The sequence below is a fragment of the Desulfobacterales bacterium genome (assembly GCA_029211065.1).
GTDB lineage: Bacteria > Desulfobacterota > Desulfobacteria > Desulfobacterales > JARGFK01 > JARGFK01.
Window position 1 is genome coordinate 38,380 of the sequence record JARGFK010000029.1, and the last position, 6,943, is coordinate 45,322.

Annotated in this window: 6 protein-coding genes; all 6 read right to left on the reverse strand. The window is 47.1% G+C overall.

Annotation, left to right across the window (positions count from 1 at the left end):
- Window positions 1-2 precede the first annotated feature (2 nt).
- The 6 genes from P1P89_08610 to P1P89_08635 all read right to left on the reverse strand — a co-directional run bounded on the left by P1P89_08610 (window position 3) and on the right by P1P89_08635 (window position 6,420).
- Window positions 3-1,175, reverse strand: a complete 1,173-nt coding sequence (locus P1P89_08610) for a response regulator (GenBank protein MDF1591558.1) — start codon at window positions 1,173-1,175, stop codon at window positions 3-5.
- Between the two features lie 187 nt (window positions 1,176-1,362).
- Entirely contained in the window at window positions 1,363-2,061 is a 699-nt protein-coding gene (locus P1P89_08615) for a DUF1641 domain-containing protein (protein MDF1591559.1), read from the reverse strand.
- Between the two features lie 10 nt (window positions 2,062-2,071).
- On the reverse strand, window positions 2,072-3,313 hold the full coding sequence (locus P1P89_08620) for an FAD/NAD(P)-binding oxidoreductase (GenBank protein ID MDF1591560.1): 1,242 nt from the start codon (window positions 3,311-3,313) through the stop codon (window positions 2,072-2,074).
- Window positions 3,314-3,485: 172 nt separating this feature from the next.
- Window positions 3,486-3,947 (reverse strand): Rrf2 family transcriptional regulator, encoded by a 462-nt coding sequence (locus P1P89_08625; protein ID MDF1591561.1) that lies wholly within the window; start codon window positions 3,945-3,947, stop codon window positions 3,486-3,488.
- Between the two features lie 156 nt (window positions 3,948-4,103).
- A complete protein-coding gene (locus P1P89_08630) occupies window positions 4,104-5,963 on the reverse strand; it encodes a PAS domain S-box protein (GenBank protein MDF1591562.1) in 1,860 nt (619 codons plus the stop codon).
- Window positions 5,964-6,186: 223 nt separating this feature from the next.
- Entirely contained in the window at window positions 6,187-6,420 is a 234-nt protein-coding gene (locus tag P1P89_08635; protein MDF1591563.1) for a hypothetical protein, read from the reverse strand.
- Between the last annotated feature and the right edge of the window lie 523 nt (window positions 6,421-6,943).

The following is a 6,943-nucleotide window of genomic DNA, read 5'->3' on the forward strand; positions in this document are numbered from 1 at the left end:
GGTTAGCGTCCAATGTCCTTGGCTTTATTATCGATCGTTTTGGGCAAGCGTTTTCTATGTAATGTGATACGGAAAGTTGAACCTTCCCCAGGCTCGGTTTTTAGGTCTATGGCGCCGCCGTGTTCTTGGATTATTTTCTTTGTCATTAACAACCCTATACCGGATCCTCCCAGCCCTTTGGTTGTGAAAAAAGTGGTAAACACCTTTTTCTTGACCTCGTAATCCATGCCACACCCATCGTCAACAACCTCATAGATAACAGTCTCATTTTCTTCAAAAGTTCGAACGGTTACATGCGTTCTGCGGCCCTTTTCGCTTAGGTGGCAGGCGTCAATGGCATTGCCTACCAGATTCGTCAGGCATTCATGCATGCTTTCATAATCTATTGGGGCAGGTTTAATATTGCCGGAGCATTCATTATTAAGCTCTATACCCAGCTTGCGTGCTTTAACTGAATATAACTCCACAACTTCTTTTGCGATTTCAGCGGGGTTGCTAAGTTTAACCTTAATTTCACGTCCCCTGGAAAAGCTTAAAAATGCTTTCACAAAAGTTGAAATCCGCTCGATATTGCGCGTCAGCATTTCCAGACCCTTCTGGATACGATCAGTGCTGCTTTGGCTTAAGCCGGAACTTAACATATACATGCCGCCCTCAAGGGCGGTAATAAGATTTTTGATGCCGTGTGCCAGGCCCGCAACCGTTTGCCCGACGGCCGCCTGTCTTTCGATCTCTACAATTTTAGCGGACTTTTCACGTACCAGCTGTTCAAGGTTTTCAGTATATTCTTTGATCTGACGGCGCATGGATATTTTTTCGTGCGCGCGGTTGAGTGCTATTTCCAGCACATCCTGGTTGATGGGTTTGCTGATGAAATCGGTTGCTTCATATTTCAAGCTTGTAATGGCCAGGTTCATATCACCATGGCCGGTTATCATGATGACTTCCGTTTCAGGATTTTCCGTCTTGATTTTGTGCAGCAGCTCAATGCCGTCCATTCCGGGCATTTTGATGTCGGTTAAGACCACCGGGGGCTGAAATTCTTTGAAGATGCGCAAGGCTTTTTCGCCGTTTTCAGCTGTGAGAACGTCGTATCCGATATCGGCCAGGGATATTCCCAAAACCTTGCGGATGCCTTCTTCATCATCTACCAGTAATATTTTTTCAGCTGCCATAAGATGTCCGGAATCGTGAATAAAAACCGGTTTAAACATTGCTGCAGGGGGCGGTTATTTCCGATCCCTGAATAACGAAACCCCTTAGAAAAAGCGCCGGAATCAATTTCTGTCCAGCAACGGGTTTGTTAAGGGTTGCAACAAAAAATTTCTTTCCCGGCGCTTTTTCCGTTATAACAGTTGCGCTTTATGCTTCGGTGCCGGCTGGCTGTATTTCAGGCACATCGGCTTCATCGGGCATTTTCAGTTTGCCCAGGGCGCGGGTCAGTTCCATCAATACCCCCAACCCCTGTTTGACGTCTTTGGTGGCGCTGACCGAAATCAGGCCAAAGGGTCCGACATCCTTGCAGTTCACCAGGTCCAGCTGGGAGGGTATCCCGGCCGCCTTCTCCAGGAAGGCCATTGCACGGGGATCGGAAAGTTTCTTGGCCAGACCCAGCAGGGCGACAAACACATCACCGATCTGGTCGATATCTTCGGGCGAGTAGGCGTCGGCAACTTTGGCACGAACATCCAGCATGGACTGGATAACGCGCAGAACGCCTTTTTGTTCGAGATCATCCAGGTAGTGAATCAGCTTTGGCACGGATGATTTCAACAGCGGTTCCAGGGTGGTGATAAAATCGATGACAAGCTGCAGTTGATTCAGCGCAAAGGTAATATCTTTTACGCTGCGAAGCATCCGTTTGAACAGCTCCAGCAGATCTTCCATCTGGAAGCTGGATTCGACATCCTGCAGCTCAGTGATCATCATTTTGACGAACTGATGACTCAGCGGCATCAGATCTTCCTTAAGTTCATTCACCCCCCGTGCCGTCTGCACCAGTGGTGCGAGCTGAGTTTCAATCCGACCCAGTCGTTCTAAAATCAATTCTTCGTTTGTCATGGCGGCCTCCTTATCCTGTCACGAGACTGGGCCGCATCTTGCCGGCCATCATCATCTGCTCTTCCAGCGGCAGGTCAATACCCTTGAGCATCATATTCCAGTACACCCACTTGAACATCATCTTGCCCCAGTAATTAAAATTACTGTCTCCCAGCAGGGAGAAGGGGCCGAGTCCCGGGAAGGGGAACTTGCCGGGAAGGGGCTCGACCTTGTAATTAAAATCGATCAGAATCGCCTTTTCATACCCCGAGCAGATAAAGCAGGTGGCATGTCCGTCAAAGGTCGGTTTGGGCTCCTGCCCCTCTATTTCGCGGACCAGGTTATCCACAACAGTTTCAGACTGGTAGTGGGCAACGGCGCCTGCTTTTGAAGCCGGCACATTGGTGGCATCGCCGACAACATAAATGTGATCATAATTTTTGGCTTTTAAGGTAAAGTGGTCGGTATTCACGAAACACAAGGGGTCGCCCATTCCGGAATCGGCGATATATTGTGCCCCAAAGTTGGGGGGTATGGATATCAGCAGATCATAAGGAACCTTTTCGCCCTTATGGGATTCCAACGTTTTTTCCTCTGCATTGACCTGGGCGATATCAAAATTGGGGGTCACTTTAATGTTTTTTTTGACAGCCGTTTCACCTAGAATCCGGGATGCGATCGGTTTGGAAAAAGCACCGGCAATGGGTGTCACCAATTCAATTTCAATTTTATCGCGGCAGCCGTTTTGCGCAAAGAACCAGTCCGCCATAAAAATAAATTCAAGGGGTGCGACGGGGCATTTATAGGGGAGTTCCGCAATGTTCAGGACAACTCGCCCGGAATTGAAATATTTCATTTTCTTGCGAAGCGCGAGTGCGCCTTCAAGGGTATAAAAGTCATGAATGTTGCCGTGCCAGTCATCCATCATGCCTTCGACTTCTTCGGGAACAATCCGGCATCCCGAGGCAATGACCAGCCAGTCATAATTATATGTCGCCTTTTTCCCCGACACCTGGCGTTTGTCCGGATTGACGCCCACGATTTCATCGTACACAAAATCGACCCTTCTGGGAATAAAATCTCTTTTGGGTTTTTGGCAGTCCTGGGCGGTGTAGATGCCGAAAGGTATGAACAGCCATCCGGGTTGATAGTGATGGATTTCATCGTTGTCGATGATCGTGATCTGCCACTCAGATTCACTTAATTCTTTCCGCAGTTTGCTGGCAACGATGGTGCCGCCGGCGCCGGAACCTAAAATAACTACTTTTTTCATGAATACCCTCCTGTGTTAATTTTTTACTCTTTGGTGAATATGGTTTATGGGAACTGTCCCAAAACTTTCGTTAGACGTTCTGCTATCCGTGGCGGTGTAAGGAAAACTTTCCGACCCGGCAAAAATATTTTTATCCATAGCGGCAGAATCCACTTTAATCTGAAAGCTGCGGTTAAGACGGTTTGGGTTTGCGGACCGGGCGGCAGGCCTCTTTGGCGCCGTTTGTGTGGGTATCGGCTTTTAAGAGATCTGCAATGGAGGTTGTGTCCAGCTTGTTGTAAAGTGCCTGGGTCGCATCCATCCAGGCCAAACGAACCCGGCAATCGTTGGACATGGGGCATTTTTCCGGGCAGCTGATACATTCTACCAGTTCGGCCTGGCCTTCGAACAGGCGTACGATTTGTCCCAGGGTGACATCTTTCGGTTTTTTTGCCATGACGTGTCCACCCTTGGGCCCCCTGACGCTGGTAACCAGTTCGGCCTCTTTAAGCGGCCGAATGAGCTGTTCCAGGTATTTTACGGAAATTCCCTGCCGTTTGGAAATCTCACCGATTTGCACGGGTCCCTGGTTCTGATGGTTTGCCAGATCCACCAGAATTCTGGTGCCGTAGCGGCTGCGGGTCGATAGTTTCATGGTCTCCTCATCTATAATGGATTTTTATCAGACCTTTTTAATCTATATCATATTGGTATGGATTATGCTGAAAGAAAAATAAACTGTCAAGAATTTTTTTCAGAGAGGAAAATTTAATCTAAAATGGACCGATTCTTTGATAGTGGGGAATTCAGGTCAGCTTTTCGGCGGATCGGGTATCGGAAATTTGATGATAAAGCGGGCGCCGCCTTCCTTGCCGGATAATGCCTGGATGCTGCCGCCGCAATCCTTAATGATGCCGTAGCTGATGGATAGTCCCAGCCCGGTGCCCTGGCCTACTTTTTTGGTTGTGAAAAAAGGTTCAAATATCTTGTCGGAAATGGATTCGGGAATTCCCGTGCCCGTATCACGAACCTCAATGATGACGGTCTTGCCTTCAGAAACCGTTTTCAGGGTAATGCATTTGTCGTCTTTGCCGGTTTTTTGATTATGCCAGCGGTCTTCAATGGCGTCCCGGGCATTGATGAGCAGGTTGATGAACACCTGTTCCAGGCGGCCGGGGTCCGCCATTATTTCCGGCAGGTCCTTTTCAATCGTCCAGACCACTTCGATTTCCCTTAGCTTCAACTGCTGGCTGAAAATCTGAAACGCATTTTTCAGCAGGTCATTGACCTGAACCGGCTCCATGGTCAAATCCGACTTGCGGCCGAACTGTCGCATGTGATTGATAATGTTCGTAGCGCGATCAACATAACTGTCGATCTCCTTTGACATGGTAAAAAGGGTTTCATCATCAATCTTTTCATTTTTGCTGATTTTTCGCATAAAATAATTGCTGGCGGTTTTAATGACGGACAGCGGCTGATTTAGTTCATGGGCCACGCCGGTGGACATTTCGCCGAGGGTTGCCATCTTGCTGGCATGAATCAATTGGCGTTCGGCTTCAAAAATTTTGGTAATGTCGCTGGTGGTAACCAGGAGCACCTTTTGACCCGGATATTCCGAAGGTGACACCCGGATATGCACATACAACGCGCGGCCCTTGTCGTCCAGATGCTTGACCCGGTTGATGAAAGCCGATGTCTTGATTTTAGCGGCATACATCTCTTTTTCATCTTCTTGAAAAAGTTCCAGAAAGGACTTTCGGATGATTGCAGATTTTGGAAACCCGTAAACGAATTTGACGCTTTCGTTGCAGTCCAGAATTTCCAGACTGTCAACATCCAGGACAAAGACCGGATTGGGGATATTGTTGAAAATTGCGTAGTATTTTTTTTCGGATTTTTCCAGTTTTTCTTCCAGCAGCTTGCGGTGGGTGATATCAAGGTTCATTTCGATAACGGCGACAATTACACCTTTTTCGTTCTTGATGGGCGAGGTGTTGACGATCCAGTGCGCCACGCTCCCGTCCTTGTTAAAGCCGGTTTCTTCGCTGTAATGAGACCGGCCGTCTTCAAAGGTCTGTTCCACCGGGCAGACCGGGCATTTTTCGCTGCGCCCTTTGTAGGCGTAGTAGCAGAAATCACCGGGTTTGGGGTCGAACTTTTCGGCAAATTCACGGTTATACTTTATAAGCTTGTAGTTCCGGTCCTGCACGGTGATAATGCAGGGAACCAGTTCAAACATGGTTTGATATTCTGCGCGCTGTTTGTTGAGTTCCGTCTGCTTTTCACCGATTTCCTTACCCATCTGATTGATTGCCGTGGCCAGCTGGCCCATTTCATCCTTTTGGTCGATATGAATCCGGGTTGCGTATTTTCCCCTGGCAATGAACTGGGTCCCTTTAATCAACAGCTTGATGGGGCGATGAACAAATCGGTAGACCAGAAAGAGAATAACGGCTGCTGTTAAAACAAATACAAGGATTGCCAGCACCAAAAGCCATTTTTGAAACAGAAGAACTTCGCGATAGAGACCGACCTGGTTGACAATCTTTTCCATGTAGGCATAGTTCAGGTAGGTCCACGCGGAAATACTGACGATCAGGGTGAGGCCCATTGAAAGGATAAACTTGGAAAGGAGGCTTTGCCGAATGGTATGAAGTGTGGTTGACATCTGTTCACCATTTATTTGTATTTTACGAGAATAAGTTGCCGCCGGTCTTTTGGCCGGTCCTTGGCTGATGGCGTATTAAAATACCTTAAATAAGGCTTCAGGTCAACCGGGTGTCACACGTTGTGGTAAGTTCAGACAAGTGTGTAAATATTTTCTGTGCGGCGACAAAAAGATCGGATCTGTTCACAAAGATCCATAATTAATGTCCGCCTCTTTTATGGGTTCAACTTTTTTTGTCCTTCAAACACAAGTCGGCTTGCGCTATATGACGGTTTGCCTTTTTTGAAAGATCGAGCGCCTGGCGCAATTCATCAGCAACTTTGATAAGTCCGGCGGCTTCGGCCTTTTTGATCCATTGCTCCTGGTCACGAATATGATCATTGTTATGGTGGAGCCAGTGCGGCAATAAAATAGATAATTTATCAATATCCGTTTTAGCTTTGTTTGGGTTTTCCATGGAGTACCTCCCTTTATATATAAATCATGGGGTGGCGATTTAATCCCCCCCCGAAAGTTATGTTACAATAAAAAGAATGGAAATTGAAGCCCCTATATCATTCCGATATGGAGGGTGGCTGGATTTAACCGGAATACCGTCGACAGTTTCAAACCCTTTACGAGGATAATCAGCAATTTTGACTGAAAGTGATAAGTGCTAATTTCAGTGCATATTATGCATTAATCTGAAAAAAATTTCGCGATGTGATTCTTGTAAAAACAACGTAACAGCTTGTTTTTATTTCAAATAAAAATATCTAGACATAACCCCTTTATATTGCTATATAAAATAACAGGCTATCCAATATATAGGGGTACGTGGTGCACACCAAAAAGCATCTGAGTTTCAGCGCGCTTCGAAAGGCTCTTTCAGAGCTCTTCGAGAATATCGCTGACAGTCGGCAGGCGGGTAAAATCGACTATACGCTGCACGACTGTTTAATGAGCGCTCTGGCGATGATGTTTTTTCAAGATCCTTCCGT